Here is a 24,674-nt window from a genome sequence, read left to right as displayed (position 1 = left end):
TGCGGCGGCCCTAGGCCGGTGGGGGTGCGGGCGCGGATGCAGGCGCGGGCGCGCTTTGCTGCGCGAAGCGGTGCGCCAGCGTGTGGTAGAACGACGGCGAGAAAAGCCGCGACACCTGGCTGGCCAGCAGCGCCACCGCCATCAGCGGAATCACCATCTGGTGGCCGTCGATCATCTCCATCACGATCACGAAGGCCGTGATCGGCGACTGCGTGACCGCGGCAAGATAGCCCACCATGCACAGCGCGGCCAGCGCCGGCAATGCGATCACCGAGCTGAGGTGCGACAGGGCATTGCCCAGCCCTGCGCCGATGGCCAGCGAAGGCGCGAAGATGCCGCCAGGAATGCCCGACAGGTACGAGGCGATGAGCGCGCCGAACTTGAGCAGCGCATATGCGGGGTTCAGCGTCTCGTGCGAATCGAGCAGGCTGCGGGCCTCGGCATAGCCGCTGCCGAAGGTGACGCCGCCCGACACCAGGCCGATCACCGCAATCACCAGGCCGCAGCCCGCGGCAAACGCCACCGGGCGCTCGCGGCGCAGCTGCTGCAGGCGCTGCGGCATCCAGCGCGCCACATTGAGCAGCAGCCAGCAGAACAGGCCGCCGGCCACGCCGGTGAGCACGCCGGCGCCGATCAGCGTGGGCACCAGCGCCCACTGGAAATCGGTGATAGCCTGGATGCGGCCAAAATACAGGTAGTTGCCCTGCAGGCCCAGCGCGACGACGCCGGAGAAGATGATCGCGGTGATCAGCGCGCCGCTGCTGCGCGCGACGAAGCTGCGGCTGAGCTCCTCGATGGCGAAGACCACGCCGGCCAGCGGCGTGTTGAAGGCCGCGGCCAGCCCGGCCGCGGCGCCGGCCAGCGCCAGCTGGTGCTCGATCTGCACGCTGCTGCGGCGGTAGCCCTTGCGCATGGCATACATCAGCGAGGCGCCGATCTGCACCGTCGGCCCCTCGCGCCCTATGGTCAGGCCGCTCAGGATGCCGATGAAGGAGCCCGCGATCTTGCCGAACATGATGCGCAGCGACAGCAGGCGGGGCGCGAGGCGGCCGTCCTGCAGCGTGGCGATCACCTGCGGTATGCCGCTGCCTTCGGCGCCGGGAAAGCAGCGGCGCGTGAGCCAGGCGGCGAGCGCGGTGCCCGCCGGCGTGATGATCAGCGGCAGCCAGAAGCCGTGGGCAACGATGCCGCGAAACAGCTCGAAGCCATGGTCGATGATCTTGGCATAGGCCACCGAGACGAAGCCCACGCAGATCGCGCCCAGCCACAGCACCCCGTAGTTGTCCCACAGCCGCCGCGCACGGCGGATCGTCCATTCGGGCAGAAGCGATCGCAAAGACATCGCCGCCGATTATAGAAGCCCCCCGCGCTCGCCCCCACTCAATAGCGGTTGGAGAAATTGGCGCTGATGCGCTGGCGCAGGTACTCCGCGCCGGTGATGGGCGGATATTTCCCCGCCGGGCCCTGGATCACCGCGTCCTCGTTGGCCTGGCAGAAAAATGCCAGGCTGTAGCGCGGCCCCTGGTATTCGTGCGGCAGCGGATTGCGCACGCGGTGGAAATTGCTGGGCAGCCGGTCGTCGCTCCAGCGCGTGAGCATGTCGCCGATGTTGCAGGTGATCACGCCCGCCACCGGCTCCACCGGCGTCCATCGCTGCGTCTGCATCTCCTTGCCCGGCAGCACCTGCAGCCCGCCCTGGCCGACGCGCTGGAACAGCAGGGTCAGGCAGTCGAAGTCGGTGTGCGCGCCGGCGCGCCACAGGCCCGGCCCGCCCTCGAGCGCGGGATCGGCCGCAAAATAGTGCAGCATGCGCAGCGTGCTCTGGTAGCTGCCGGCCTCTGGATCGTGCGCGCGGGTGAAGAATCCCTCGTCAAAGCCCAGCTTGTACGCAAAGCACGACAGCACGCGCATGCCCACTTCCCAGCACTGGCGCTCGAAGGCCAGCGTGGCCGCCCGAAAGCCGGGCAGCTCCTCCTCGCTGGGCCACAGGCCCGCCATGCGCGGGCGCGTGACCTGGTAGGACTCCTTCTGGTCCGGGGTGCGGGTCGATGGGCGGATCTGCGCCTTGTGCTCCCAGCCCGCGTTGCGCGCCAGCGGCCACTGCTCCTTGAGCGCGCGCGGCAGCGCGAACAGTTGCTCGGCCCGGGCGAACGCGGCATCGATGTCGGCCAGCGCGATGCCATGGCCCGAGACCTGGAAGAAGCCGATCTCCACCGCCGCGTCCCACAGCTGCTCGGCGATCTCCGCCTTGCGCCGCGTGAAGTCCGAAAGGTCGATGATGCGCACCTCGCGGGCCTGGGTTTCCTCACCCATCGCACCCATGCGGGCTTCCTTGGCGAGTTCGCCGAGCACATGACCGGCGGTGGATGGGGTGTTTGCAAATGGGGTCATGGCAAGGGGCTCCTGGGTTGAACAGCGAACGAGAGCAATGACCTGCCACGCCCCGGCCCTGCCGGCCTGCGCGCTGAACGCTTCTACTCTGCAAGGCAGCTGTAGCAATTCCCGGGCCAGGCGGCGCAGTCCCCGGCCAAGGCATTCGACCCCTCCGCGCTCCCCGCGGCCCGCGCACCTCGGGCGTGCGGCCGCTGCCACGCCTTGAAGCGCACCGGCACCACTTTGATGCACGGCAGCATCCGCCGTCCTGCATCTGCCTGCGCCCAGCCAAGGCAGCCCCGAGCAGGCACGGCATTTGCATACCGACTGCCACGAGTAGAAGCGTTCAGCCCGTGCCATGCACAGCCCGGAAATTGCTCATGCCGCGCCCGCCGGCCCCGTACGGACCGGTCGGTCTCTTTCGCAGCTCCAGGGACCTCCAGATGCAACGCCGCCATTTCCTCTCCACCCTTCCCGCCATCGGCGCCTGCGCCGCCCTGCCCGCCGCACATGCACAGGGCCAGGCACTGATGCCTCTCAGGTTCACGCTGGACTTTCGCGTCACCGGGCAGACCGCGCCGTTCTTCCTGGCGCTGCAAAAAGGCTACTACCGCGCCGAGGGGCTGGAGGTGAGCATCGACGTGGGCTCGGGCTCGGTGGCCTCCATCGCCCGCATCGCCAGCGGCGCCTACCAGCTGGGCCTGGGCGACATCAGCTCGCTGATCGAGTTCCAGGCGCAGAACCCCGGCTCGCCGCGGGTGCAGGCGGTCTACCAGTACTACAACCGCGCGCCCTTCGTCATCATCGGCCGCAAGGACCGGGGCATCACCACCGATTTCGCCAGCCTGCGGGGCAAGCAGGTGGCGGCCGCAGCGGTGGAGTCCACACGCCGCGCGTGGCCGCTGGTGGCGCGCAAGCGCGGCCTGCCGCCCGACCTGTTCACCTGGGCCACCACCGAGTTCTCGGCGCGCGACAACGTGATGGTGCGCGGCGATGTGGATGCCGCCACCTACTTTCACGACTCGGCGGTGTCCCTGTTCGCGCGGCTGCCGCCCGAGCAGCTATCCATCCTGCGCTACACCGATGCGGGCGTGCAGCTCTACGGCAATGCCATCCTGGCCTCGAGCAGCCTGCTCGCCGAGCGCCCCGGGGCGGTGGCGGCCTTCCTGCGCGCCAGCAACCGCGCCATCGTCGAGACCCTGGCCAACCCGGCAGCCGCGATGGCCGCCATCCGCCAGCGCGAGCCCATCCTCGACGAGAAGCTGGAGCTCGCGCGCTGGGCCATCACCGCGCAGTATGTGGCCGCGCCCGACACCCGCAGCCATGGGCTGGGCGACTGCAGCCCGCGCCTGCTGGAGCAGCAGGTGAGCGACGTGGCCGACAGCTTCGCGCTCAAGGCGCGCCCGCCGGCCGCCACGCTCTTTCACCGCGGCCTGCTGCCGCCGCTGGCCGAGCGCATGGCCCAGGCCTGATCCGCAATCAACTCCAAGGAAAGCACCATGCACAAGCGACTCTTCCTGCATACCGCCCTGGCCCTGTCCGCCGCCACGGCCCTGCCCCACGCCTGGGCCGCCACGCCGATCAAGTTCCAGCTCGACTGGCGCTTCGAGGGCCCGGCCGCATTCTTTCTGCTGCCCGCGGCCAAGGGCTATTTCAAGGGCGCCGGCCTCGACGTGGCCATCGATGCCGGCAACGGCTCGGGCGGCGTGGTGCAGCGCGTGGCTTCGGGCGCCTACGACATGGGCTTTGCCGACCTGGCCGCGCTGATGGAATTCCAGGCCAACAACCCCGGCATGCCCAACCAGCCGGTGGCGGTGATGGTGGTCTACAGCAACACGCCAGCCTCGGTGATGGCGCTCAAGAAAAGTGGCATCGTCAAGCCGGCCGACCTGACGGGCAAGAAGCTCGGCGCACCGGTGTTCGATGCCGGCCGGCGCGGCTTCGCGCTGTTTGCCAAGGCCAACCAGGTGGGCAGCGTGCAGTGGACCAGCATGGACCCGCCGCTGCGCGAGACCATGCTGGTGCGCGGCGACATCGATGCGATCACCGGCTTTACCTTCACCTCGCTGCTGAACCTGGAGGCGCGCGGCATCAAGGCGGCCGACGTGACGGTGATGCCGTTCTCGGACTACGGCGTCAAGCTCTACGGCAACGCCATCATCGCCAGCCCCCGGCTCATCAAGGAGAACCCCGCCGCGGTCAAGGCCTTCTTGCAGGCGTTCGCCAAGGGCACCAAGGAGGTGATCGCCAACCCGGCCGCCGCCATCGCCTATGTGAAGGAGCGCGACGGCATCGTCAACACGCAACTCGAGACCCGCCGCCTGCAGCTGGCGATTGCCACCGCGGTCAACACGCCGGACGCTCGCGCCGAAGGCTTTGGCCAGGCAACGCCCGCGCGGCTGTCGCTGATGGCCTCGCAGGTATCCGACGTCTATGCCACCAAGGCGCGGGTGCAGCCCGAGGCGGTGTGGAACGGCAGCTTTCTGCCCACCGCGGCCGAGCTCGATGTCTTGCCCCGCAAGTAAGCTCTCGATGACCCATGGCGCTTGCCCCCCAAGCGCCTGAACTGGTTTTGATATGAATCCTGCTGTTTCCAATCCCGCCCAACCCTTCGTGGAGTTCCGCGACGTCTGGCTGGCCTACAACGAGGAGCTGCTGCGCGCCAACCATTTCGCGGTGGAGGCGATCGATCTGGAGGTGGCGCGCGGCGAGTTCATCGCCATCGTCGGCCCTTCGGGCTGCGGCAAGTCCACCTTCATGAAGCTGACCACCGGGCTGAAGATGCCCTCCATCGGCCGCATCCTGGTGGCAGGCGAGCGCGTGAGCGGGCCGCTGAAGATCTCGGGCATGGCCTTCCAGGCACCGTCGCTGCTGCCCTGGCGCACCACGGTCGACAACGTGCTGCTGCCGCTGGAGATCGTGGAGCCGCACCGCAGCCGCTTCAAGGCCCGACGCAAGGAGTACGAGGAGCGCGCCCGCATGCTGCTGCGCAAGGTCGGCCTGGCCGGCTACGAGGACAAGTTCCCCTGGCAGCTCTCGGGCGGCATGCAGCAGCGCGCCAGCATCTGCCGCGCGCTGATCCACGAGCCCCAGATGCTGCTGCTGGACGAGCCTTTCGGCGCGCTCGACGCCTTCACCCGCGAGGAGCTGTGGTGCATTCTGCGCGACCTGCAGGCCGAGCAGGGCTTCAACGTCATCCTGGTCACGCACGACCTGCGCGAGAGCGTGTTCCTGGCCGACACGGTCTATGTGATGAGCAAGAGCCCGGGCCGCTTCGTGGTGCGCCGCGAGATCGCGCTGCCGCGCCCGCGCGAGCTGGAGCTGACCTATACCCGCGAATTCACCGACATCGTGCACGAGCTGCGCGGCCACATCGGCGCGCTGCGCCATGCCCCGGCCGCCGGCACCGCCGGCGCCGCCATCAGCCAATAACACACCGAGGGACTCTTGCATGCAACGCAAATATGTGGAACGCTGGGCGCCGTGGGTGCTGCTGCTGGCGATCGTCGTGCTGTGGCAGCTGATCTGCTCGGGCTTCGGCGTGTCGGAATTCATCTTTCCCAGCCCGCTGGCCATAGGCCGGCAGCTGGCCGAGTTCAGCGGCGTCATCGCCGGCCATGCCTGGCGCACTTTCTGGGTCACGATGGCGGGCTTCGGCATTGCCATCGTGGTAGGCGTGCTGCTGGGCTTTCTGATCGGCTCCTCGCGCCTGGCCTACGCGGCTTTCTACCCGCTGATGACGGCCTTCAACGCGCTGCCCAAGGCAGCCTTCGTGCCGATCCTGGTGGTGTGGTTCGGCATAGGCGCGGGGCCGGCGATACTCACCGCCTTCCTGATCAGCTTCTTTCCCATCATGGTCAACATCGCCACCGGCCTGGCCACGCTGGAGCCCGAGCTGGAGGACGTGCTGCGCGTGCTCGGCGCCAGGCGCTGGGACGTGCTGCTCAAGGTCGGCCTGCCGCGCTCCATGCCCTACTTCTACGCCTCGCTCAAGGTAGCGATCACGCTGGCCTTCGTGGGCACCACGGTCAGCGAGATGACCGCCGCCAACGAGGGCATTGGCTACCTGCTGGTGTCGGCCGGCTCGTCGATGCAGATGGGGCTGGCCTTCGCGGGCCTGATCGTGGTCGGCGCCATGGCGATGCTGATGTACGAGCTGTTCAGCGCGATCGAGCGGCACACCACCGGCTGGGCACGGCGGGGCTCGCAGGGCGAGTAGGCACCCTGCCTCACATCGCCCAGATGCGGGGCATGCCGCCGCGCAGGCCCCACAGCTGGCCGCGCCACAGCGCCCAGGCGCTCTTGCACAGCGCCATCGCCGGCTCCACCACCGGCGCCAGCGCGCGCAGCACCAGCAGGTGCTCGCTCGGCGCGGTCACGCCGGCCACCACGCCAGCGGGCGCGGACTGCAGCAGCTCGTGCATGCTCTCCAGCAGCGCCTCGCGCTGGGCGCGCGCCAGCGGCGTGCCACTGGCCAGCACCAGGCTGGCCAGGCAGCGGCGGCCGGCCAGGCCCAACTCGCCGTCGAGCAGCAGGCGGTCCTGCGCATCGATCAGGCCGCGCTCCAGGAATAGGCCCGGCCACTCCAGGTGCTGGACGAAGCGGCCCTGCGCGAAAGGCTGGCCGGCCAGCGGCAGGCCCAGCGCCGTCACATCCCAGGCCAGCAGCTGCGCGCCTTCGGCCAGCTCCATCTGCAGATGGTTCAGCGCGTCGCAGGCGTTGTAGGCGATGGCCTCCAGCGGCAGCCATTCGAGCCGCGCGCCGGCGGCCAGGCACAGCCGCGTGCGCTGCAGCGCCTGCTGGCCGTTGCTCTTGTAGAAGCGCGCCGCGCCCGGCGTGGTCACCAGCGCATGGGCGCCGGCGCCGACCCGCACCGCGATGTCGAGCACATCGCCGCCAACCAGGCCGCCGGGCGGATGCACCAGCACGTTGTGGCAGATGGCTGGCCCTTCCGGGTACAGGCTCTTGAGCACGCGCAGCGGGCCGTCGTGCCTGAAGTGCATGGCCGTCCTGCCCTGCTGCGCGCGGTAGTCGAGGTCGAGTTGTGCATGCCAGCCCATGGCGCCATTAGATCGTAAACACTCAGATCGCCACCAGCTTGCGAATGCCCTTGTCCCGCATCTCGCTGCCTGGCCCGGCGGCGATGACCTCGCCGCGCTCCATCACGAGGTAGCGATCGGCCAGCTCCTCGGCAAAATCGTAGTACTGCTCGCACAGCAAGATGGCCATGCCCTGCCCGTTCATGCCTCGGTTGGCCAGCCTGCGGATCACGCGGCCGATGTCCTTGATGATGCTGGGCTGTATGCCCTCGGTGGGCTCGTCGAGGATCAGCATCCGCGGGCCCGGCGCCAGCGCGCGCGCAATCGCCAGCTGCTGCTGCTGCCCGCCCGAGAGATCGCCGCCGCGCCGCTGCAGCATCTGCTTGAGCACCGGGAACAGCTCGTACAGCTCGGCCGGGATCGCGGTGCGCGCCGGGCAATAGGCCAGGCCCATGCGCAGGTTGTCCTCGACCGACAGGCGCGAGAAGATCTCGCGCCCCTGCGGCACGTAGCCGATGCCGCGGCGCGCGCGCTCGTAGGGCGTGCTGCGCGCGATGTCCTGGCCCTGCCAGGCGATGCGGCCGCTCTTGATGGGCACCAGCCCCATCAGGCTCTTGAGCAGCGTGGTCTTGCCCACGCCGTTGCGCCCCAGCAGCACGGTGACCTTGCCGGTCTCGGCCTGGAGGCTGACGTCGCGCAGTATGTGCGAGCCGCCGTAGTACTGGTGCAGGTTCTGGACTTCGAGCATTCGGTACTCCTGCGCGGGCCTGGCCTGCGCATTCAATTTTCATAGCTTGCAGCGCTTATCCCTACTAGTTTTCAATATGAAACATATCTGAAAACCTTTATGAATCAGCGCTTGCAGCTCTCATTTTCTTTGTTCCAGCAAGGCCGCGGCTCAGCGGCCGAGGTACACCTCGATCACCCGCTCATCGGCCTGCACCTGGGCCAGCGGCCCCTCGGCCAGCACCGCGCCGTCGCACAGCACGGTCACCTTCTCGCTGATGGTGGCGATGAAGCCCATGTCGTGCTCCACCACCATCAGCGAGTGCCGGCCCTTGAGCGCGAGGAACAGCTCGGCGGTGCGCGCGGTTTCCTCGTCGGTCATGCCGGCCACGGGCTCGTCGAGCAGCAGCAGCCTGGGTTCTTGCACCAGCAGCATGCCGATCTCCAGCCACTGCTTCTGGCCATGGCTGAGCAGCCCGGCCTGGCGCGTGATGCTGCCGGCCAGGTGGATGGTGTGCAGCACCTCGGCGATGCGGTCTTTCTGCGCGCCGCCGAGCGCGAAGCGCATGGATGCGGCCACGCCCTTGTGCGTCTTCAGCGCCAGCTCCAGGTTCTCGAACACGCTGAGCTGCTCGAACACCGTGGGCTTCTGGAACTTGCGGCCTATGCCCATCGCGGCGATCTCGGGCTCGCTGTAGCGCAGCAGGTCGATGGTGGAGCCGAAGAACACGGTGCCGCTGTCGGGCCGGGTCTTGCCGGTGATGATGTCCATCATCGTGGTCTTGCCCGCGCCGTTGGGGCCGATGATGCAGCGCAGCTCGCCGGGCGCGATGTCGAGATTCAGGCCGTTGATGGCCTTGAAGCCGTCGAAGCTCACATGCACGTCTTCCAGGTACAGGATGCGGCCGTGGGTCACATCCACTTCGCCGGCCACCACGGGCCGCGCCATGCTGGCGCTGCGCCCGCCCGACTCGGTGCTGCGGTAGTGCTGCAGGCGCTGGTTGCCGGCTTCCATCAGGTCGGGTGTCATGCCTTGGCTCCTTGCAGCGGGGTGGATGCGCGCGCCTGGGCGCGGCGCCTGGCGCTCCATTCGCGTACCTGGCGCGGCAGGCGGATCAGGCCGCCGGGCATGAACAGCGTCACCACGATGAAGAGCGCGCCCAGCACGTACAGCCAGGACTCGGGCGCCGCCATGGTGAGCCAGCTCTTGCCGCCATTGACCACGAAGGCGCCGATGATCGGGCCCGCCAGGCTGGCGCGCCCGCCCACCGCGGTCCACACCGCCATTTCGATGGAGTTGCCCACGCTCATCTCGCCGGGGTTGATGATGCCCACCTGCGGCACATAGAGCGCGCCGGCCAGGCCGCACATCATCGCCGAGATGACCCAGACCGAGAGCTTGTAGGGCAGCGGGTCGTAGCCGCAGAACATGGTTCGCGACTCGGCATCGCGCACCGCCTGCAGCACGCGGCCGTATTTGCTGCGGATCAGCCAGCGCGAGAACAGAAAGCAGCCCAGCAGCGCCAGCCCCGACAGCGCGAACAGCAGCACGTGCATGGCCTGCGTGTTCAGCGGGAAGCCGAGAATGCGCTGGAACCCGGTGAAGCCGTTGTTGCCGCCAAAGCCCGTCTCGTTGCGGAAGAACAGCAGCATGGCCGCATAGGTCAGCGCCTGGGTGATGATGGAGAAATACACACCCTTGATGCGCGAGCGAAAGGCGAAGTAGCCGAACACGCCGGCTATCGCGCCCGGCACCAGCAACACCAGCACCGCGGTGGCCGCGAAGCTGCCCGACAGCGCCCAGTGCCAGGGCAGCTCCTTCCAGTCCAGAAATCCCATGAAGGCCGGCAGCGCGCCGGGCCCGGCGGCCTCGCGCATCAGGTGCATGCCCATCACATAGCCGCCCAGCGCGAAGAACAGGCCATGGCCCAGGCTCAGGATGCCGGTGTAGCCCCAGATCAGATCAATCGCCAGCGCCACGATCGCATAGCACATGAACTTGCCAAGCAGCCCGATCAGGTAGTCGGACAGATGCAGCGCGCTGCCCTCGGGCACCAGCAGGTTCAGCGCCGGCGCCAGCGCGCAGACCGCGACGAGCGCTGCCAGGAAGACGGCCCAGCCCCGGGCGCCGAGCAGCGGCTCGGGCTGGGGCAGTTGCAGATCGATCTTGGTTGCCATGGCTCAAGCCTCCGCGCTGCGGCCCTTCAGGGCGAAGATGCCCTGCGGACGTTTCTGTATGAACACCACGATGAACAGCAGCACCGCGATCTTGGCCAGCACCGCGCCGGTCCAGCCTTCGAGCAGCTTGGACAGCACGCCCAGGCCCAGCGCCGCGTACACCGTGCCCGCGAGCTGGCCCACGCCGCCGAGCACCACCACCAGGAAGGAGTCGACGATGTAGTTCTGGCCCAGGTCCGGCCCCACGTTGCCGATCTGGCTCAGCGCGCAGCCGGCCAGCCCGGCGATGCCCGAGCCCAGCGCGAAGGCATAGGTGTCGGTGCGTGCGGTGTTCACGCCCACACAGGAAGCCATGGCGCGGTTCTGGGTGACGCCGCGCACGAACAGGCCCAGCCGCGTCTTGGCGATCATGAAGGCCACCGCGCCCAGCACCGCGAACGCGAAGACGATGATCGCGATGCGGTTAAACGGCAGCGTGAGGTTGGGCAGCAGCGCCAAGCCGCCGCTCATCCAGGCGGGGTTTTCCACGCCCACGTTCTGCGCGCCGAACAGGCTGCGCACCGCCTGCTGCAGCACCAGGCTGATGCCGAAGGTGGCCAGCAGCGTCTCCAGCGGGCGGCCGTAGAGGAAGCGGATCACGCCGCGCTCCAGCACCGCGCCCACCAGCGCGGCGGCGCCAAAGGCCACCGGCACCGCCACCACCAGGTACCCGCCGAACCAGGCCTCGGGCAGCCAGCGCTGGAACAGGGCCTGCACCACATAGGTCGCGTAGGCGCCAATCATGATCAGCTCGCCATGCGCCATGTTGATCACGCCCATCAGGCCATAGGTGATCGCCAGCCCCAGCGCGGCCAGCAGCAGCACCGAGCCCAGGCTCAGGCCGCTGAAGACCGCGCCCGCCCGCTCGCCCCAGGCCAGGGATTCGGCAATCGCCGAGAGCGCGGTGCGGATCGCCTTTTGCACCGCGGGGTCGCTCTCGTCGGCCAGGCGCTGGTTCAGCAGCAACTGTGTCTCGGGCGTCTTGAGCTGGGCCAGCTGGCGCACCGCCCGCAGGCGCTGGGCGGCATCTTCGCTGCCCAGCAGGCTGGCGGCGCGGGCGCGCGCCAGCAGGGCCTTGACCTCGGCATCCGTCTCGCCGGCCAGCACCTTGTTGATCAGGGGCAGGCGCGCGGCATCCGGCTCGTCGGCGAGCTTGCGCGCCGCGGCGCGGCGCGCCTGCACATCGCTGCCGGCGAGCGCCAGCGCGGCCTGCGCCGACTCGATCACGCCGCGCAGGTAGTTGTTGTTGACCACTTCCTCGGCATCGGCCGGCAGGGCCGCGGCCGCACCGGTGGCGGGGTCGAGCGCGCGCTCGCCATCGACGATGTAGGCCTTGCCGCCGGCGGTGCGCACTGCATCGTCGGCCAGGGCCTGCAGGTAGGCCGCCAGCCGGCCACCGTCGCCGGGCTCCAGCACCGCGGCGTTGATCGCCTGGGCACGCGCGTCGCTGCCATCGGCGGCCGCCATCGCGAAGGCCTGATCGGCCGTGAGCGCATGGCCGGGCAGGGAGAGCAGCATGCCCAAGGCGCCGGCCAGTGCTATGCGCAGGATTTTCATAGTCAAATCAACCTTCGGCACTTAGCCCAGCTATCGTTTCTAAATCACTTCCCATGAAACCGGCACGCTCCATCAGCGGGCACCGAGGAAGGGCCGCCCCGCCCCGAAGGTGCCGCCCCCCTCCAGTGCGAAGCACCAGAGAGGGGGAGGCGGCGCAGCCGCTCAGGGGGTGCCTCATTTCATGTCGGGCTCGTCCTTCTTCTTGTCATTGCCTTCGATATAAGGGCTCCAGGGCTGGGCCTTGATCGGACCCTTGGTCTTCCAGACCACGTTGAACTGGCCGTCGGCCTTGATCTCGCCCACCATCACCGGCTTGTGCAGGTGGTGGTTCTTCTCGTCCATCTTCACGGTGAAGCCGTCGGGCGCGGCAAAGCTCTGGCCGGCCATCGCGGCGATCACCTTGTCCACGTCGGTGCTCTTGGCCTTTTCCACGGCCTGCTTCCACATGTGGATGCCGATCCAGGTGGCCTCCATCGGATCGTTGGTCAGCGGCTTGTCCTTGTGGCCCGCGATGCCCTTGGCCTTGGCGTAGTCGCTCCACTGCTTGATGAAGGCGGTGTTCGTGGGGTTCTTCACGCTCATGAAGTAGTTCCACGCGGCCAGGTGGCCCACCAGCGGCTTGGCATCCACGCCGCGCAGCTCTTCCTCGCCCACGCTGAAGGCCACCACGGGCACGTCCTTGGCCTTGAGCCCGGCATTGCCCAGCTCCTTGTAGAAGGGCACGTTGGAGTCGCCGTTGATGGTGGAGATCACCGCCGTCTTGCCGCCGGTGGAGAACTTCTTGATGTCGGCCACGATGGTCTGGTAGTCGCTGTGGCCGAACGGCGTGTAGGTCTCCATGATGTCGGCCTCCTTCACACCCTTGGACTTGAGGAAGGCGCGCAGGATCTTGTTCGTGGTGCGCGGGTACACATAGTCGGTGCCCAGCAGCACGAAGCGCTTGGCACCGCCGCCTTCCTTGCTCATCAGGTATTCCACCGCCGGAATAGCCTGCTGGTTCGGCGCGGCGCCGGTGTAGAACACGTTCTTGGAAAGCTCCTCGCCCTCGTACTGCACCGGGTAGAACAGCAGGCCGTTGTTCTGCTCGAACACCGGCAGCACCGACTTGCGCGACACGCTGGTCCAGCAGCCGAAGACCACGGCCACCTTGTCCTGCGTCAGCAGCTGCTTGGCCTTCTCGGCGAACAGCGGCCAGTTGGAGGCCGGGTCCACCACCACGGGCTCGAGCTTCTTGCCCAGCACGCCGCCCTTGGCGTTGATGTCGTCGATGGCCATGAGCACCGTGTCCTTGAGCACGGTCTCCGAGATGGCCATGGTGCCCGAGAGGCTGTGCAGCACGCCGACCTTGATGGTATCGGCTGCCTGGGCGCTGGCGCCCATCAACGACAGGCCGGCGACAGCCGCTGCTGCGGCCAGGGTTTTCATGGCGGTGCGACGCTCGAACATGGCTTTACCTTTCAAGAAAGTGGAGAACCCGATACAGGCCAGGAACCGTTTTCCCGGCCTTGGCGAAGCCCTCAAGCAAGCCGCGTGCCATGCCCGTTTCATTCTGATGCACCGCAGCAGCGCGCTGCACTTGCGCGGGCCCGCAGGCACCAGACTGGTGCATGCCGGCACCACAAACCAGCATCCGGGCACCGCATGCACGCAGCCGTGCAGCGCGCATGCACGGATTTGGAGTCCTGCGCCCCAAACCAGCTGGCACGGCCCTTGCATCGTGCAGCGGCATGGAACTCTCTCCCCGCGAAAAAGACAAGCTGCTGATCTTTACCGCAGCACTGCTGGCCGAGCGCCGCAAGGCGCGCGGCCTCAAGCTCAACTACCCCGAGGCGGTGGCGCTGATCAGCGCCTTCGTGATGGAGGGCGCGCGCGACGGCCGCACGGTGGCCGAGCTGATGAGCGCCGGCCGCGGCGTACTTGGGCGCGCCGACGTGATGCAAGGCGTGCCCGAGATGATTCCCGACATCCAGATCGAGGCCACCTTTCCCGACGGCACCAAGCTGGTCACGGTGCACGAGCCGATCATCTGAAGCCGCCATCCTCCCCCCTCCCCCCTCTCCACCCAGCACCAGCAGCCATGAAAAAAATCAGCACCCTCGCCCTTGCCGGCCTGCCCGCCGCCGCCCTGGCCCATATGGGCGGCCAGCCGCACACGCATGGCCTGGCCGACAGCTTCCTGCAGGGCCTGGCCCATCCCTTCACCGGCCTCGACCACCTGGCGGCCATGCTGGCCGTGGGCGCCTGGAGCGCGCTGACCTTTCCCGCGTTGCGGGCCGCCTGGCGCGTGCCGGCCGCCTTCGTGGCGCTGCTGGTGGCCGGCGCCTTGGCCGGCTTTTCCGGCCTGTGGGTGCCGGGCGTGGAGCCCATGATCGCGGCCTCGGTGCTGGTGCTGGGCCTGCTGGTGGCGGTGCAAAAGCGCATGCCCTGGGTGCTGGCCGCGGCGCTGGCGGGCGTGTTCGCCTTCTTCCATGGCGCGGCGCATGGCTACGAGCTGGCGGGCGACGCCGGCCTGGCGGCGCTCGGCGCGCTGGCCGGCATGGCCCTGGGCTCGGCGCTGCTGCATGTCGCCGGCATGGCGCTGGGCCATGTGGCGATGCAGCGCCACCAGTGGCTGGCCCGGGTGGCTGGCGCGGCCACCGCGCTGCTCGGCGCCTTCTTGCTGACCCGGCTGGCCTGAGGGGAAACCGCATGATTCCTGGAGAACTGCTGATCGACGCGGGCGAGCACGCCCTGAACCCTGGCCGCCGCACCCGCACGCTGGTGGTGCACAACGCCAGCGACCGCCCCATACAGGTGGGCTCGCACTACCACTTTGCCGAAACCAATGCCGGGCTGGCATTCGAGCGCGCCGCGGCCCATGGCATGCGGCTGAACATCGCCAGCGGCATGGCGGTGCGCTTCGAGCCGGGCCAGCAGCGCACGGTGGAGCTGGTGGATATCGCCGGCGCGCGGCAGATCTACGGCTTTCGCGGCCTGGTTCAAGGAGCACTCTGATGGCCACCATGGACAGGCGCGCCTATGCCGAGACCTATGGCCCCACGGTGGGCGACCGGCTGCGGCTGGCAGATACCGATCTCGTCATCGAGGTGGAGCAGGACTTCACCCTGGCCGCGGGCGGCTATGGCGAAGAGGTGAAGTTCGGCGGCGGCAAGACCATACGCGACGGCATGGCGCAGTCGCAGCGCAGCCGCGCCGAAGGCGCGGCCGACACCGTGCTGACGAATGCGCTGATCATCGACCACTGGGGCATCGCCAAGGCCGACATCGGCCTCAAGAGTGGGCGCATCGCCGCCATCGGCAAGGCCGGCAACCCCGACACCCAGCCCGGCGTGGACATCATCATCGGCCCCGGCACCGAGATCATCAGCTGCGAGGGGCTGATCGTGACCGCCGGCGGCATCGACACCCACATCCACTTCATCTGCCCGCAGCAGATCGAGGAGGCGCTGGCCAGCGGCGTGACCACCATGATCGGCGGCGGCACCGGCCCGGCCACCGGCACCTTCGCCACCACCTGCACGCCGGGGCCCTGGCATATGGAGCGCATGCTGCAGGCGGCCGACGCCTTCCCGATGAACCTGGGCTTCCTGGGCAAGGGCAACGCCAGCCTGCCGGGCGCGCTGCACGAGCAGATCGCCGCCGGCGCCATCGGCCTGAAGCTGCACGAGGACTGGGGCAGCACGCCGGCGGCCATCGACAACTGCCTCGCCGTGGCCGAGCAGACCGACACCCAGGTCGCCATCCACACCGACACGCTCAACGAATCGGGCTTCGTGGAAGACACCGTGGCCGCGTTCAAGGGCCGCACCATCCACACCTTCCACACCGAGGGCGCGGGCGGCGGCCACGCGCCCGACATCCTGAAGGTGGTGGGCGAAGCCAACGTGCTGCCCAGCTCGACCAACCCCACCCGCCCCTATACGGTGAACACGCTGGACGAGCATGTGGACATGCTCATGGTCTGCCACCACCTGGACGCCGGCATCGCCGAAGACCTGGCGTTTGCCGAAAGCCGCATCCGCAAGGAGACCATCGCGGCCGAGGACATCCTGCACGACATCGGCGCGATCAGCATGTTCAGCTCCGACAGCCAGGCCATGGGCCGGGTGGGCGAGGTCATCCTGCGCTGCTGGCAGACCGCGCACAAGATGAAGCTGCAGCGCGGCGCCCTGCCGGGCGACGGCGCGCGCAACGACAACTTCCGCGCCCGGCGCTACATCGCCAAGTACACCATCAACCCGGCCATCGCCCACGGCATCAGCCACGAGGTCGGCAGCATCGAGGTGGGCAAGTGGGCCGACATCGTGCTCTGGAAGCCGGCCTTCTTCGGCGTCAAGCCCGCCTGCATCCTCAAAGGCGGCAGCATCGCCATGGCGGCCATGGGCGACCCCAACGCCAGCATCCCCACACCCCAGCCGGTGCACTACCGGCCGATGTTCGGCGCCTTCGCCGGCAGCAATGCGCACGGCTCGCTCACCTTCGTCTCGCAGGCGGGGCTGGCGGCCGGCATCGGCGAGCGCTTCGGGCTGCGCAAGCCGCTGGCGGCCGTCAAGGGCATACGCGGCGTGCAAAAGCGCCACATGGTCCACAACGACCTGGCGCCGCACATGGAGGTGGATGCCCAGACCTACGCGGTGCGCGCCAACGGCGAGCTGCTGGTCTGCGAGCCCGCCGCCAGCCTGCCCATGGCGCAGCGCTACTTCCTGTTCTGACGGTATGCTGACCGCATCAAGCGCCATCGCTTTTTGAATGGACCCGCCCCCATGCTGACCGCCAACAAACTCCTGCCCCAGGGACAGGGCCTCTCGCCCGTGCTGCTCAGGCGCGCCACCACCGTGGAACTGGACTGGGACGTGCGCCAGAAAAGCCGCTTCGCCGCCACCGACAGCCAGGGCCGCGAGCTGGCCGTCTTCCTGCCACGCGGCCAGGCCGTGCGCGGCGGCGACGTGCTGGTGGCCGAAGACGGCAGCCTGGTGCGCGTGCTGGCCGCGCCGCAGAAGGTGCTGCGCATCACCGCCTGCGCCGAGCACGGCAGCCCCTTCGACCTCATGCGCGCCGCCTACCACCTGGGCAACCGCCATGTGCCCATCGAGCTGCAGCCCGACCACCTGAAGATCGAGCCCGACCATGTGCTGGCCGACATGCTGCGCGCCATGCACATGACCGTGACCGAGGCCGAAGTGCCTTTCGAGCCGGAAGGCGGCGCCTACGGCGGGACACATGGTGGCCACCAGCACGGACACGAACATGCCCACGGGCATGGGCACCACCATGGGCACGACCACTGAAGCGCCGCCGCCCCTGGCCCCGGCCACGCTGCTGCAGCTGATGTGGCTGGCCTCGCCGGCGCTGCCCATCGGCGGCTTTTCCTACTCCGAAGGGCTGGAGGCCGCCATCCATGCCGCGCATGTCACGACCGAGGCCGAGGCCGCCAGCTGGCTGGTGCAGCAGCTGCAGCTGACCCAGGCGCGCGGCGACATGGCCGCCATCGCCCAGGCGCTGCCCGCCTGGCTGGGTGGCGACCTGGCCCGCGTGCAGCAGCTCAACGACTGGGTGCTGGCCACGCGCGAGACCAGCGAGCTGCGCCTGCAGACCGAGCAGATGGGCCGCTCGCTCGCCGACTGGCTGCGCAACCAGCAGGCGGCGGATGCCGCGCGCAGCGCACAGATCCGGCAATTGGCGGCGCTGTCGCGCCAGCGCCCCACCTACCCCATTGCCTTCGCGCTGGCCACCGCCTTCGCCCAGGCGCCGGTGGAACAGGCCCTGCTCGCCTATGCCTTCGGCTGGGCCGAGAACATGGTGCAGGCCGCCATCAAGGCCGTGCCGCTGGGCCAGAGCGCGGGCCAGCGCATCCTGGCCCGGCTGGCCCGGGAAATCCCCGCCGCCGTGGCGCACGCCGCAGTCCTGCCGGACGCCGCGCGCCAGGCCTTCTCGCCCATGCTGGCCATACTCTCGGCCCGGCACGAACACCAATATTCACGCCTGTTCAGATCATGACATCCGCACTGCACCACATTCCCCACCGCAGCAAGCAGCTGCCCCCGCTGCGCGTGGGCATAGGCGGGCCGGTCGGCTCGGGCAAGACCACCATCCTGGAGATGCTGTGCAAGGCCATGCGCGACAAATGGGACCTGGTGGCCATCACCAACGACATCTACACCAAGGAAGACCAGCGCCTGCTGACCATCAGCGGCGCGCTGCCGGCCGAGCGCATCATGGGCGTGGAAACCGGCGGCTGCCCGCACACGGCCATCCGCGAGGATGCCTCGATCAACCTCGAAGCCATAGACCGCATGCTGGGCCAGTTCCCCGATGCCGACATCGTCTTCATCGAATCGGGCGGCGACAACCTGGCCGCCACCTTCAGCCCCGAGCTCTCGGACCTGACCATCTACGTGATCGACGTGGCCGCGGGCGAGAAGATCCCGCGCAAGGGCGGCCCCGGCATCACCAAGAGCGACCTCTTCGTCATCAACAAGACCGATCTGGCCCCTCACGTGGGCGCCGACCTGGAAGTCATGCGCGCCGACACCGTGCGCATGCGCACCACGCCCAAGGGGCTCAAGCCCTTCGTCATGACCAACCTCAAGACCCTGCAGGGGCTGGACGAGGTGGTGGCCTTCATCGAGCGCCAGGGCTTGCTGGCGGCGTGAGGCCAAGCGCCAGGCAGCTCAGTCCAGCTTGATCTGCAGGCTGTTGATCAGCTTCTGCATTTTTCCGGTCTCGCTGCGGATGAAGGCATCGAACTGCTCCGGCGTGCCCGACACGACCTCGGAGCCCATCTCCAGCCACTTCTCGCGGAACCGGGGATCGGCAAAGACTTCCTGCAGCGTGGTGTTGAGCTTGGCGATCACCGGCTTGGGAGTGCCCGCCGTGGTGGAGATGCCATGCCATGCGTAGTACTCGAACCCTGGATAGCCCTGTTCGGCGATGGACGGCACTTCTGGCAGCAGCGGCGAGCGGTCTTTGGTGGTGACCGACCTGGGCCGAGCCGATATTGCCGCTGGCGCCGGCGCGGTTCTCGACAATGACCGGCACATTGAGCTTTTGGGACAATGGCGTTGCGATCAGGCGGGCCGTCAGAACGTGTTTACGCTCTCTACGGCGCCGCGCCAGTGCATTTGCGGGATGGGATGCAAGGCGCGATACCGCAGCAATAGCACCGCTATTGCGAGGATTCGCGCGGCCGGCGAGGCAACGCCGCAGACCGCCCCTCCCCGGGCGGCCGCAAATGCACTGGCCCTACGGGTTGGGGCGCAATCGGGCGATTGCTTCGCGCTGCGTCTTGCATGCACACCAGTGCATGCTGCGCCACATCGACTCGCACTCATCCCGATTGCGCCTCCAACGCGGCGTCGTAGAGAGCGTAAACACGTTCTCAGATCCGTGGGTCCGCCCGGTGGATACGGCACAACGAAGGTAATGGGTTTGCTGGGCCATGCTTCCTGGGCCAGTGCCGCAAGCGGCAGCAGCATGGCGGCGAGGACTAACTGTTTCTTCACATCTGTCTCCTTGGTTCTTATCCGGGTTCAACGCTCGTCATGCGAATGGATCTGCAGTGCCTCCAGGAAGCGCGACACCATGTTGTAGGCCGCAATCGTCGCCGTGATCTCGACAATCTCCTCGTTGCCGTAGAGTTTCGCCACCGCGGCGAACGTCTCCTCTGGCACCTGGATTTCACGGGTCATTGAGTCCGTATAGGCCAGGATGGCGCGCTCCCTTTCGTCGTAGGCCTTGCTTGCCGGCCAATGCGCAAGCGCATCGAGCTTGGCCTGGGACAGGCCTTCCTGCAAAGCGATGGGCGCATGCTGCTCTGCTTCGTAGGGCGCATTGTTGAGAAGCGCCACGCGCATGATGATCAGCTCGCGCATTGCCCCGCCGATGCTCGTCTTTTGGCGGATGGCGGTGAGGTAATTGAGCCAGCCTTGCGCCACCGGGGCGCTGTGCATCAACATCTGGTACAGGTGCAGGATGCTTCCGCGCTCTGCAATGATGCGATCGGAAAGCTCCTTGACCGCCGGCCGTTGGCAGTCTGCGTAGGGGATACGTGCCATGAATGGGATTTTTCTTGGGTTGAAAAGAGATCAGTTGGCTTCAACGATCTTTCGCTTGACCAGCTCCGACATCACATCCGAGTCTTTGCGCACGCGCAGGGCCATCGCCTGCGGCGTGCCATTGACAATGTCAAAGGCGTTTTCGTTGAAGCGCCTGGCGATCTGGGGGTCTTGCATCGTGCCGCTGAAGGCCTTGATGATCTTGGCGCGCACATCCGCAGGCAAGCCCTTGGGCGCCACATAGCCAATCCAGGTGGGGTAGTCGAAACCCGGGATGAACTCGTTCATTGCCGGCACCTCAGGCAGCATCGCGGAACGCTTGGGAGAGCTGACCGCTATGGCGCGCACCTTGCCCGCCTTGATGTGCGGCAGCAGCACCGACAGGCCGCCGAAGGCATAGTCGATGTGCCCGCCCAACAGGTCGGCCATCATGGGCGCGGCGCCTTTGTATGGCACATGCTCGGTCTTCAGTTCCTTGGCGATCGACAGCTGCGCGCTGTTCACATGGCCAGCGGAAGCGGTGCCGGCCGAGCCATAGCTTGCATCGGGATGGGCCTTGAGATAGGCGACCAGCTCATCCAAGGTCTTGGCGGGGATGTCGTTGCGCACCACCAAAACCTGCGGCGTGGTCACCAGGATGCCCAGGTAGTCAAAGCTGTTGAAGGTATCGAATGGCAGATTCTTGACGATGTGGTGATTCACCGCCTGGGAATCCAGCGCCAGCATGACCGTATAGCCATCAGGCTTGGCACGGGCGAGTTCGCCAGCCGCAACCGAGCCACTGGCACCGGGCTTGTTCTCGACAACGATCTGCTGGCCCAGGCGCTCGGCCAGAGCGCCACTGATGATCCGGGCGGTTTGATCCACCGCACCGCCGGGCGCAAACGGCACGATCAGGCGGATGGGCTGGCTGGGGTAGGCCTGCGCCCAGGCGGCGCTGCTCAGGCCCATTCCCATTCCCAGCCCCACGCAGGCAGCGGCAAGCCAATGACGGCGATTCATCATCTGTTCTCCTTGGATGTGTATCGAAACAGGGGCTCTTGGGCCGCCCCCGTGGCCTACCCAGTCAGCGTGTGGCCGCGATGAGTCCGCCATCCACCACGATCTCGGTACCTGTGACGTACCGGCTCTCGTCGGCCACGAGGAAGAGCACTGCATTCGCGGTATCCCATCCCGTGCCCATGTGCTTCATTGGCACCTGGTTGTTCCGGTGCTCGATGAATCCCTGCGTGTCGCCCTTGGCGTACTTCGCCGCCAGGCCCTCAATGAGCGGCGTGTGCATCAGGCCAGGAACCACCGTGTTGATGCGGATGCCCTCGGCGGCGTGAATGACTGCCGAAGTGTGGCCAAGATGCATGAGCCCGGCCTTGGCTGCCGCATAGGCCACCTGCGGCTTGCCCACATAGCGCAGGCCCGCCACAGATGCCACGTTGACAATCGCGCCGCCGCCCTGCGCGCGCATATGGGGTATGACGTGCTTGAGTGTCAAAAAGGCGCCCTTGAGATTGACCTGGATCTGGGCATCCCAGGTCTCCTCGCTCATGTCCACGGGGCCGCCAGGCTGCGACACGCCTACGTTGTTGACCAAGATGTCGATCCGGCCAAACCGCTGGATGCAATCCTCGACAGTGGCCGCGACCTGGTCCGACTGGGTGACATCGCAGATGGACACATGGCACTCGCCCCCTTCCTGCGCAATCAGCTCGCGGGTCTCGCTGGCCCGGTCCAGCGAGATATCGGTGCCATAGACCTTCGCTCCCTGGCGAGCCAGCAGAACTGCCGTGGCCCTGCCATTTCCCCAGCCCTTGGCCACTGCGCCGCAGCCCATCACCAAAGCCACCTTGTTGCTCAGATCCAGCATGTCGTCTCCGTCCTTTCAATGGCGCCACGCGTGACACGGCGCTTGGGACAGATGCTAGGCACATCAGGTATATTTCAAAAATTCTTTATTTTCATTGATCTATATCTCGAAGAAATAAATGAATATTTCCCCTAAGCAGCTTCGCATCTTCCTGGCGCTGGCGGATACGCTCAATTTCAGCAAAACCGCCGAAAAGATGTTCATGACGCAGCCGGCCCTGAGCAAGGCGGTGCGCGAGCTGGAAGAAAACCTGGGACTCCCCCTGTTTGAGCGCTCCACCCGCCATGTCCGCATCACGGAAGGCGGCAAACGGCTGGCCTCCATCGCCCGCACCATCATTGGCGAGTACGACAGCGGCATGACGCGCCTGCTGTCCTCCGCAGAGCACGAGTCGCTGCAGCTGAGCATCTCCGCCTGGCCCTCTCTGGCCAACGTGCTGGTTCCGCAGATCTGCGCCATATTGGAGGAGCGCTTCAACGCACCCCACATCACCGTGCTGGACGCGCCCAACAGCCGATGCGTCGATCACATCGTCCACTACCAGGCAGACCTGGCCTTCGCCTCCATCGCCCCTTCGCACCCGGACCTGCAGTACCGCGAGCTGATGCGAGACCGGTTCGTGGTCCTCGCCGGGGAACGCTGGCACAGCAAGACCCCCTCGCACCTGAAGCTCAGCGACCTCGTCGGCATGCCAATCATCACCCTGACCAACGCGAGCACGGCCTGGCGCTACATGAGCGCAGCCTACCTCGGCCGTGGCATCGAGTACCAGCCCAAGATGCAGCTCGAGCAGATCAGCTCCGTCATCGGCCTGGTGCAGGCCGGCGTCGGCGTCGCGGTGCTGCCGTACCTGGGAGTGTTTCCCGCCGTGGGAATGAAAGGCGTGCAGATTTCTGAAATCATCGACGGACCGCTGCGCTCCATTGGAATCATCAACCGGCGCACGGGCAAGCCTACGGTGCTGGCGGATGCGGCGATGGAGGTGGCTGCCTCGGTATGCAGGCAACTGATCAAAAAACACCCCAGGTGGATACTTCCGCCCACCGCGAAAAGAGCCCTCAGGCGCAGCTCTTGAAGCCGCCCACCGCGACCCGCCAACGCCCCCCTGCGGGGCGCGCCCAAGAAAAAAGGCTTAGAGAATAATCTCTAAGCCTTTGATTTCATTTCAGTTTTTGGTGCGGCTGGCAGGAATCGAACCCACGACCCCTTGGTTCGTAGCCAAGTACTCTATCCAGCTGAGCTACAGCCGCGAAGCTCGCATTATAGATCAAAGAAATCACTGCTTTGGCGAACTTTGGCAGGTCAGTGAAAATACTGCAGCCCCGCCACGCTGCAACCCATGAATCGGCGAATCACCCTCGCTCGGCACCCGGCTTCCGGGGAATCCAGTGCGCCAGCGCGCCTGCCGCCGCGAAGGCGATGAGCCCGGTCGTGGCGATGCCGGCCGCCAGTGACAAGCTGCCGGCAAGAAAGGACAGCAGCGCCGGCCCGCACGAAGCGCCGATGTCCGACATCAGGCGCCATACCCCCAGGAAATGGGCCCGCCCGTGGCGCGGCGAATGGTCTGCGCCCAGGGTCATGATCATCCCCGAGCCGATGCCGTTGCCAAACCCGATGGCCAGCGCAGCGAGCAGCAGCGTGGTGAAGCCCGAGGTCAAGGGCATCAGCAACATCGCCGCGCCCATGATGAGCATCGAGGGCACGGCCACCCAGCGCCGGCCCTTGTGGTCCATCACCTTGCCGGCAGGGTAGAAGACCAGCATGTCGATGCCGCCCGCAAGGCCGTAGACCAGCGATGCCACCGCGGGCGCCAGCGCAAGATGATCGGCCCACAGCGGGATGACCACCTGGCGCGATGCCCGCACGGCGCTGACCAGCAGCACCCCCAACCCCAGCGTGAGGAATACCTGGCGATGGTCCCGCAGCGTGGACAGGATGGTGGTGGATGCCGGCGGCGCCTGGCCGGGGGCCAGCGCGGGCGGCTCCAGATCCGGTACGCGCACGGCAATGGCCGCCGCGCACAGCACACCGGCAATCCCGACGCCAAAGGCCGCGGCCAGGCCAAACGAATGCACCGCCCAGGCGCCGAGGAAGGGGCCGATGAACATGCCTATGCGCATCACGCCGCCCAGCGTGGAAAGCGCCCGCGCCCGGTAGGCGATGGGCACGGCCTCGGTCATGTAGCTCTGGCGCGCCAGGTTGTAGACCGCCTGCGACATGCCCACCATGAAGCAACCCGCCGCGAACAGCAGCAGATGCGAGGTGAACACGCACAGCGCCATGCCCAGGCCGCTCCACAAGCCGGCCGCCACGATGGCCCAGCGCTCGCCCCAGCGCATCGTGATCAGCGATGCCGGAATATTGTTGAGCAGCGAGCCGATGCTGATCAGGCCGACGACCAGCGCCGCCATCGGCACCGAGGCGCCCAGGTCGCGCGCCATCAGCGGAATGATCGGCAGGATGGCGCCCTCGCCCAGCCCGAAGAGCAGCGAGGGGCCAAAAGCCGGGATGGCGATGCGCCACAGGGAAAAATCGGTGGGAGGGGGTGGCGTGGCGGAAGGGGTCGACATGCGGAAACAGGGCGTGGGTGCCTGCTTGGTGGCGGCAAGCTGGGGGCATTATCCTCATCTGCCGCCTGTCGGTGGCCCCGGCGTCCCATTCCTGACTTGCGGTGACGCCTTGTTTTCCCGGGGCGCCACAGCCGGGATCTGCCTTGGCAGCCGCGGCTCGGCATGCCGCTGTTTTTTCATGCTAGAATGCGAGCTTCGCGGCTGTAGCTCAGCTGGATAGAGTACTTGGCTACGAACCAAGGGGTCGTGGGTTCGATTCCTGCCAGCCGCACCATAT

24 protein-coding genes, 2 tRNA genes and 1 pseudogene are annotated in these 24,674 nt (G+C 67.3%); 13 read left to right on the top strand and 14 right to left on the bottom strand.

What is annotated here, in order from left to right; translation table 11 throughout:
• Positions 1-10: 10 nt before the first annotated feature.
• Together ACODRX_RS05105 and ACODRX_RS05100 are read right to left on the bottom strand one after the other, a co-directional pair.
• Complete coding sequence (locus tag ACODRX_RS05105) at positions 11-1,342, bottom strand: chloride channel protein (protein ID WP_488869968.1); 1,332 nt, start codon at positions 1,340-1,342, stop codon at positions 11-13.
• Between the two features lie 38 nt (positions 1,343-1,380).
• Positions 1,381-2,391, bottom strand: a complete 1,011-nt coding sequence (locus tag ACODRX_RS05100) for an isopenicillin N synthase family dioxygenase (protein WP_488869966.1) — start codon at positions 2,389-2,391, stop codon at positions 1,381-1,383.
• A gap of 425 nt (positions 2,392-2,816) precedes the next feature.
• Here ACODRX_RS05100 and ACODRX_RS05095 point away from each other — a divergent pair, with 425 nt between their 5' ends.
• Genes ACODRX_RS05095 through ACODRX_RS05080 form a run of 4 tightly spaced genes read left to right on the top strand, consistent with a single transcriptional unit; the run spans position 2,817 to position 6,592 of the window.
• Positions 2,817-3,845 carry an ABC transporter substrate-binding protein gene (locus tag ACODRX_RS05095; protein ID WP_488869965.1) on the top strand — a complete coding sequence of 343 codons (1,029 nt, stop codon included), beginning with the start codon at positions 2,817-2,819 and terminating at the stop codon, positions 3,843-3,845.
• Between the two features lie 27 nt (positions 3,846-3,872).
• The gene (locus tag ACODRX_RS05090; RefSeq protein WP_488869964.1) at positions 3,873-4,898 is read left to right on the top strand and encodes an ABC transporter substrate-binding protein; all 1,026 of its coding nucleotides are present in this window, start codon (positions 3,873-3,875) and stop codon (positions 4,896-4,898) included.
• A gap of 52 nt (positions 4,899-4,950) precedes the next feature.
• Positions 4,951-5,805: an ABC transporter ATP-binding protein gene (locus ACODRX_RS05085; RefSeq protein WP_488869962.1), complete on the top strand. Its 855-nt coding sequence runs from the start codon at positions 4,951-4,953 to the stop codon at positions 5,803-5,805.
• A 19-nt stretch (positions 5,806-5,824) separates the two neighbouring features.
• Complete coding sequence (locus tag ACODRX_RS05080; protein ID WP_488869960.1) at positions 5,825-6,592, top strand: ABC transporter permease; 768 nt, start codon at positions 5,825-5,827, stop codon at positions 6,590-6,592.
• Between the two features lie 10 nt (positions 6,593-6,602).
• Here ACODRX_RS05080 and ACODRX_RS05075 read toward each other — a convergent pair whose 3' ends face one another.
• The 6 genes from ACODRX_RS05075 to urtA form a co-directional block, all read right to left on the bottom strand.
• A complete protein-coding gene (locus tag ACODRX_RS05075; RefSeq protein ID WP_488869958.1) occupies positions 6,603-7,433 on the bottom strand; it encodes an urease accessory protein UreD in 831 nt (276 codons plus the stop codon).
• 22 nt (positions 7,434-7,455) lie between these two features.
• Positions 7,456-8,160 (bottom strand): urea ABC transporter ATP-binding subunit UrtE, encoded by a 705-nt coding sequence (urtE, locus tag ACODRX_RS05070; RefSeq protein WP_488869957.1) that lies wholly within the window; start codon positions 8,158-8,160, stop codon positions 7,456-7,458.
• Between the two features lie 150 nt (positions 8,161-8,310).
• Entirely contained in the window at positions 8,311-9,168 is an 858-nt protein-coding gene (gene urtD, locus ACODRX_RS05065; protein WP_488869955.1) for an urea ABC transporter ATP-binding protein UrtD, read from the bottom strand.
• Positions 9,165-10,316 carry an urea ABC transporter permease subunit UrtC gene (gene urtC / locus ACODRX_RS05060; protein WP_488869954.1) on the bottom strand — a complete coding sequence of 384 codons (1,152 nt, stop codon included), beginning with the start codon at positions 10,314-10,316 and terminating at the stop codon, positions 9,165-9,167. The genes urtD and urtC overlap by 4 nt, the downstream gene beginning before the upstream one ends.
• A gap of 3 nt (positions 10,317-10,319) precedes the next feature.
• Positions 10,320-11,912 (bottom strand): urea ABC transporter permease subunit UrtB, encoded by a 1,593-nt coding sequence (gene urtB, locus ACODRX_RS05055; RefSeq protein ID WP_488869953.1) that lies wholly within the window; start codon positions 11,910-11,912, stop codon positions 10,320-10,322.
• Between the two features lie 174 nt (positions 11,913-12,086).
• Positions 12,087-13,358, bottom strand: a complete 1,272-nt coding sequence (urtA, locus tag ACODRX_RS05050) for an urea ABC transporter substrate-binding protein (protein ID WP_488869952.1) — start codon at positions 13,356-13,358, stop codon at positions 12,087-12,089.
• A 281-nt stretch (positions 13,359-13,639) separates the two neighbouring features.
• On the opposite strand from urtA, the gene ACODRX_RS05045 reads away from it, so the two are divergent.
• From ACODRX_RS05045 to ureG, 7 genes and pseudogenes are all read left to right on the top strand, one after another.
• A complete protein-coding gene (locus ACODRX_RS05045) occupies positions 13,640-13,942 on the top strand; it encodes an urease subunit gamma (protein WP_488869950.1) in 303 nt (100 codons plus the stop codon).
• A gap of 47 nt (positions 13,943-13,989) precedes the next feature.
• A complete protein-coding gene (locus ACODRX_RS05040) occupies positions 13,990-14,589 on the top strand; it encodes a HupE/UreJ family protein (protein ID WP_488869948.1) in 600 nt (199 codons plus the stop codon).
• 11 nt (positions 14,590-14,600) lie between these two features.
• Positions 14,601-14,906 (top strand): urease subunit beta, encoded by a 306-nt coding sequence (locus tag ACODRX_RS05035; protein ID WP_488869946.1) that lies wholly within the window; start codon positions 14,601-14,603, stop codon positions 14,904-14,906.
• Positions 14,906-16,624 carry an urease subunit alpha gene (gene ureC / locus ACODRX_RS05030; protein WP_488869944.1) on the top strand — a complete coding sequence of 573 codons (1,719 nt, stop codon included), beginning with the start codon at positions 14,906-14,908 and terminating at the stop codon, positions 16,622-16,624. Before ACODRX_RS05035 ends, ureC begins: the two co-directional genes overlap by 1 nt.
• A gap of 51 nt (positions 16,625-16,675) precedes the next feature.
• Positions 16,676-17,197, top strand: a pseudogene (ureE, locus tag ACODRX_RS05025) (urease accessory protein UreE); the annotation flags it as partial.
• Positions 17,184-17,909, top strand: a complete 726-nt coding sequence (locus ACODRX_RS05020) for an urease accessory protein UreF (RefSeq protein ID WP_488870103.1) — start codon at positions 17,184-17,186, stop codon at positions 17,907-17,909. The pseudogene ureE and the gene ACODRX_RS05020, both read left to right, overlap by 14 nt.
• Entirely contained in the window at positions 17,906-18,565 is a 660-nt protein-coding gene (gene ureG, locus ACODRX_RS05015; RefSeq protein ID WP_488869943.1) for an urease accessory protein UreG, read from the top strand. Before ACODRX_RS05020 ends, ureG begins: the two co-directional genes overlap by 4 nt.
• Before the next feature lie 18 nt (positions 18,566-18,583).
• Here ureG and ACODRX_RS05010 read toward each other — a convergent pair whose 3' ends face one another.
• The 4 genes from ACODRX_RS05010 to ACODRX_RS04995 all read right to left on the bottom strand — a co-directional run bounded on the left by ACODRX_RS05010 (position 18,584) and on the right by ACODRX_RS04995 (position 21,827).
• Complete coding sequence (locus ACODRX_RS05010; RefSeq protein ID WP_488869941.1) at positions 18,584-18,853, bottom strand: Bug family tripartite tricarboxylate transporter substrate binding protein; 270 nt, start codon at positions 18,851-18,853, stop codon at positions 18,584-18,586.
• Positions 18,854-19,441: 588 nt separating this feature from the next.
• The gene (locus tag ACODRX_RS05005) at positions 19,442-19,966 is read right to left on the bottom strand and encodes a carboxymuconolactone decarboxylase family protein (protein WP_488869940.1); all 525 of its coding nucleotides are present in this window, start codon (positions 19,964-19,966) and stop codon (positions 19,442-19,444) included.
• A gap of 30 nt (positions 19,967-19,996) precedes the next feature.
• On the bottom strand, positions 19,997-20,971 hold the full coding sequence (locus ACODRX_RS05000; RefSeq protein WP_488869938.1) for a Bug family tripartite tricarboxylate transporter substrate binding protein: 975 nt from the start codon (positions 20,969-20,971) through the stop codon (positions 19,997-19,999).
• 61 nt (positions 20,972-21,032) lie between these two features.
• A complete protein-coding gene (locus tag ACODRX_RS04995) occupies positions 21,033-21,827 on the bottom strand; it encodes an SDR family NAD(P)-dependent oxidoreductase (RefSeq protein WP_488869936.1) in 795 nt (264 codons plus the stop codon).
• Positions 21,828-21,945: 118 nt separating this feature from the next.
• Here ACODRX_RS04995 and ACODRX_RS04990 point away from each other — a divergent pair, with 118 nt between their 5' ends.
• Positions 21,946-22,902 (top strand): LysR family transcriptional regulator, encoded by a 957-nt coding sequence (locus tag ACODRX_RS04990; protein WP_488869934.1) that lies wholly within the window; start codon positions 21,946-21,948, stop codon positions 22,900-22,902.
• Between the two features lie 98 nt (positions 22,903-23,000).
• Here ACODRX_RS04990 and ACODRX_RS04985 read toward each other — a convergent pair.
• Positions 23,001-23,077 (bottom strand) — tRNA-Arg (locus ACODRX_RS04985).
• 102 nt (positions 23,078-23,179) lie between these two features.
• Complete coding sequence (locus ACODRX_RS04980) at positions 23,180-24,397, bottom strand: MFS transporter (protein ID WP_488869932.1); 1,218 nt, start codon at positions 24,395-24,397, stop codon at positions 23,180-23,182.
• 197 nt (positions 24,398-24,594) lie between these two features.
• On the opposite strand from ACODRX_RS04980, the gene ACODRX_RS04975 reads away from it, so the two are divergent.
• Positions 24,595-24,671, top strand: a tRNA-Arg gene (locus ACODRX_RS04975).
• Positions 24,672-24,674: the final 3 nt, after the last annotated feature.

This window comes from Comamonas sp. FG99, from assembly GCF_057808605.1.
The sequence above is the reverse complement of the archived record's forward strand: the minus strand, read 5'-3'. Positions and strand labels throughout refer to the sequence as shown.

Excerpts from the sequence above, each read along its gene's own strand:
- ACODRX_RS05105 (WP_488869968.1), bottom strand. The coding sequence starts at position 1,342 with ATGTCTTTGCGATCGCTTCTGCCCGAATGGACGATCCGCCGTGCGCGG.
- ACODRX_RS05100 (WP_488869966.1), bottom strand. The coding sequence starts at position 2,391 with ATGACCCCATTTGCAAACACCCCATCCACCGCCGGTCATGTGCTCGGC.
- ACODRX_RS05095 (WP_488869965.1), top strand. The coding sequence starts at position 2,817 with ATGCAACGCCGCCATTTCCTCTCCACCCTTCCCGCCATCGGCGCCTGC.
- ACODRX_RS05090 (WP_488869964.1), top strand. The coding sequence starts at position 3,873 with ATGCACAAGCGACTCTTCCTGCATACCGCCCTGGCCCTGTCCGCCGCC.
- ACODRX_RS05085 (WP_488869962.1), top strand. The coding sequence starts at position 4,951 with ATGAATCCTGCTGTTTCCAATCCCGCCCAACCCTTCGTGGAGTTCCGC.
- ACODRX_RS05080 (WP_488869960.1), top strand. The coding sequence starts at position 5,825 with ATGCAACGCAAATATGTGGAACGCTGGGCGCCGTGGGTGCTGCTGCTG.
- ACODRX_RS05075 (WP_488869958.1), bottom strand. The coding sequence starts at position 7,433 with ATGGGCTGGCATGCACAACTCGACCTCGACTACCGCGCGCAGCAGGGC.
- urtE (WP_488869957.1), bottom strand. The coding sequence starts at position 8,160 with ATGCTCGAAGTCCAGAACCTGCACCAGTACTACGGCGGCTCGCACATA.
- urtD (WP_488869955.1), bottom strand. The coding sequence starts at position 9,168 with ATGACACCCGACCTGATGGAAGCCGGCAACCAGCGCCTGCAGCACTAC.
- urtC (WP_488869954.1), bottom strand. The coding sequence starts at position 10,316 with ATGGCAACCAAGATCGATCTGCAACTGCCCCAGCCCGAGCCGCTGCTC.
- urtB (WP_488869953.1), bottom strand. The coding sequence starts at position 11,912 with ATGAAAATCCTGCGCATAGCACTGGCCGGCGCCTTGGGCATGCTGCTC.
- urtA (WP_488869952.1), bottom strand. The coding sequence starts at position 13,358 with ATGTTCGAGCGTCGCACCGCCATGAAAACCCTGGCCGCAGCAGCGGCT.
- ACODRX_RS05045 (WP_488869950.1), top strand. The coding sequence starts at position 13,640 with ATGGAACTCTCTCCCCGCGAAAAAGACAAGCTGCTGATCTTTACCGCA.
- ACODRX_RS05040 (WP_488869948.1), top strand. The coding sequence starts at position 13,990 with ATGAAAAAAATCAGCACCCTCGCCCTTGCCGGCCTGCCCGCCGCCGCC.
- ACODRX_RS05035 (WP_488869946.1), top strand. The coding sequence starts at position 14,601 with ATGATTCCTGGAGAACTGCTGATCGACGCGGGCGAGCACGCCCTGAAC.
- ureC (WP_488869944.1), top strand. The coding sequence starts at position 14,906 with ATGGCCACCATGGACAGGCGCGCCTATGCCGAGACCTATGGCCCCACG.
- ACODRX_RS05020 (WP_488870103.1), top strand. The coding sequence starts at position 17,184 with ATGGGCACGACCACTGAAGCGCCGCCGCCCCTGGCCCCGGCCACGCTG.
- ureG (WP_488869943.1), top strand. The coding sequence starts at position 17,906 with ATGACATCCGCACTGCACCACATTCCCCACCGCAGCAAGCAGCTGCCC.
- ACODRX_RS05005 (WP_488869940.1), bottom strand. The coding sequence starts at position 19,966 with ATGGCACGTATCCCCTACGCAGACTGCCAACGGCCGGCGGTCAAGGAG.
- ACODRX_RS05000 (WP_488869938.1), bottom strand. The coding sequence starts at position 20,971 with ATGATGAATCGCCGTCATTGGCTTGCCGCTGCCTGCGTGGGGCTGGGA.
- ACODRX_RS04995 (WP_488869936.1), bottom strand. The coding sequence starts at position 21,827 with ATGCTGGATCTGAGCAACAAGGTGGCTTTGGTGATGGGCTGCGGCGCA.
- ACODRX_RS04990 (WP_488869934.1), top strand. The coding sequence starts at position 21,946 with ATGAATATTTCCCCTAAGCAGCTTCGCATCTTCCTGGCGCTGGCGGAT.
- ACODRX_RS04980 (WP_488869932.1), bottom strand. The coding sequence starts at position 24,397 with ATGTCGACCCCTTCCGCCACGCCACCCCCTCCCACCGATTTTTCCCTG.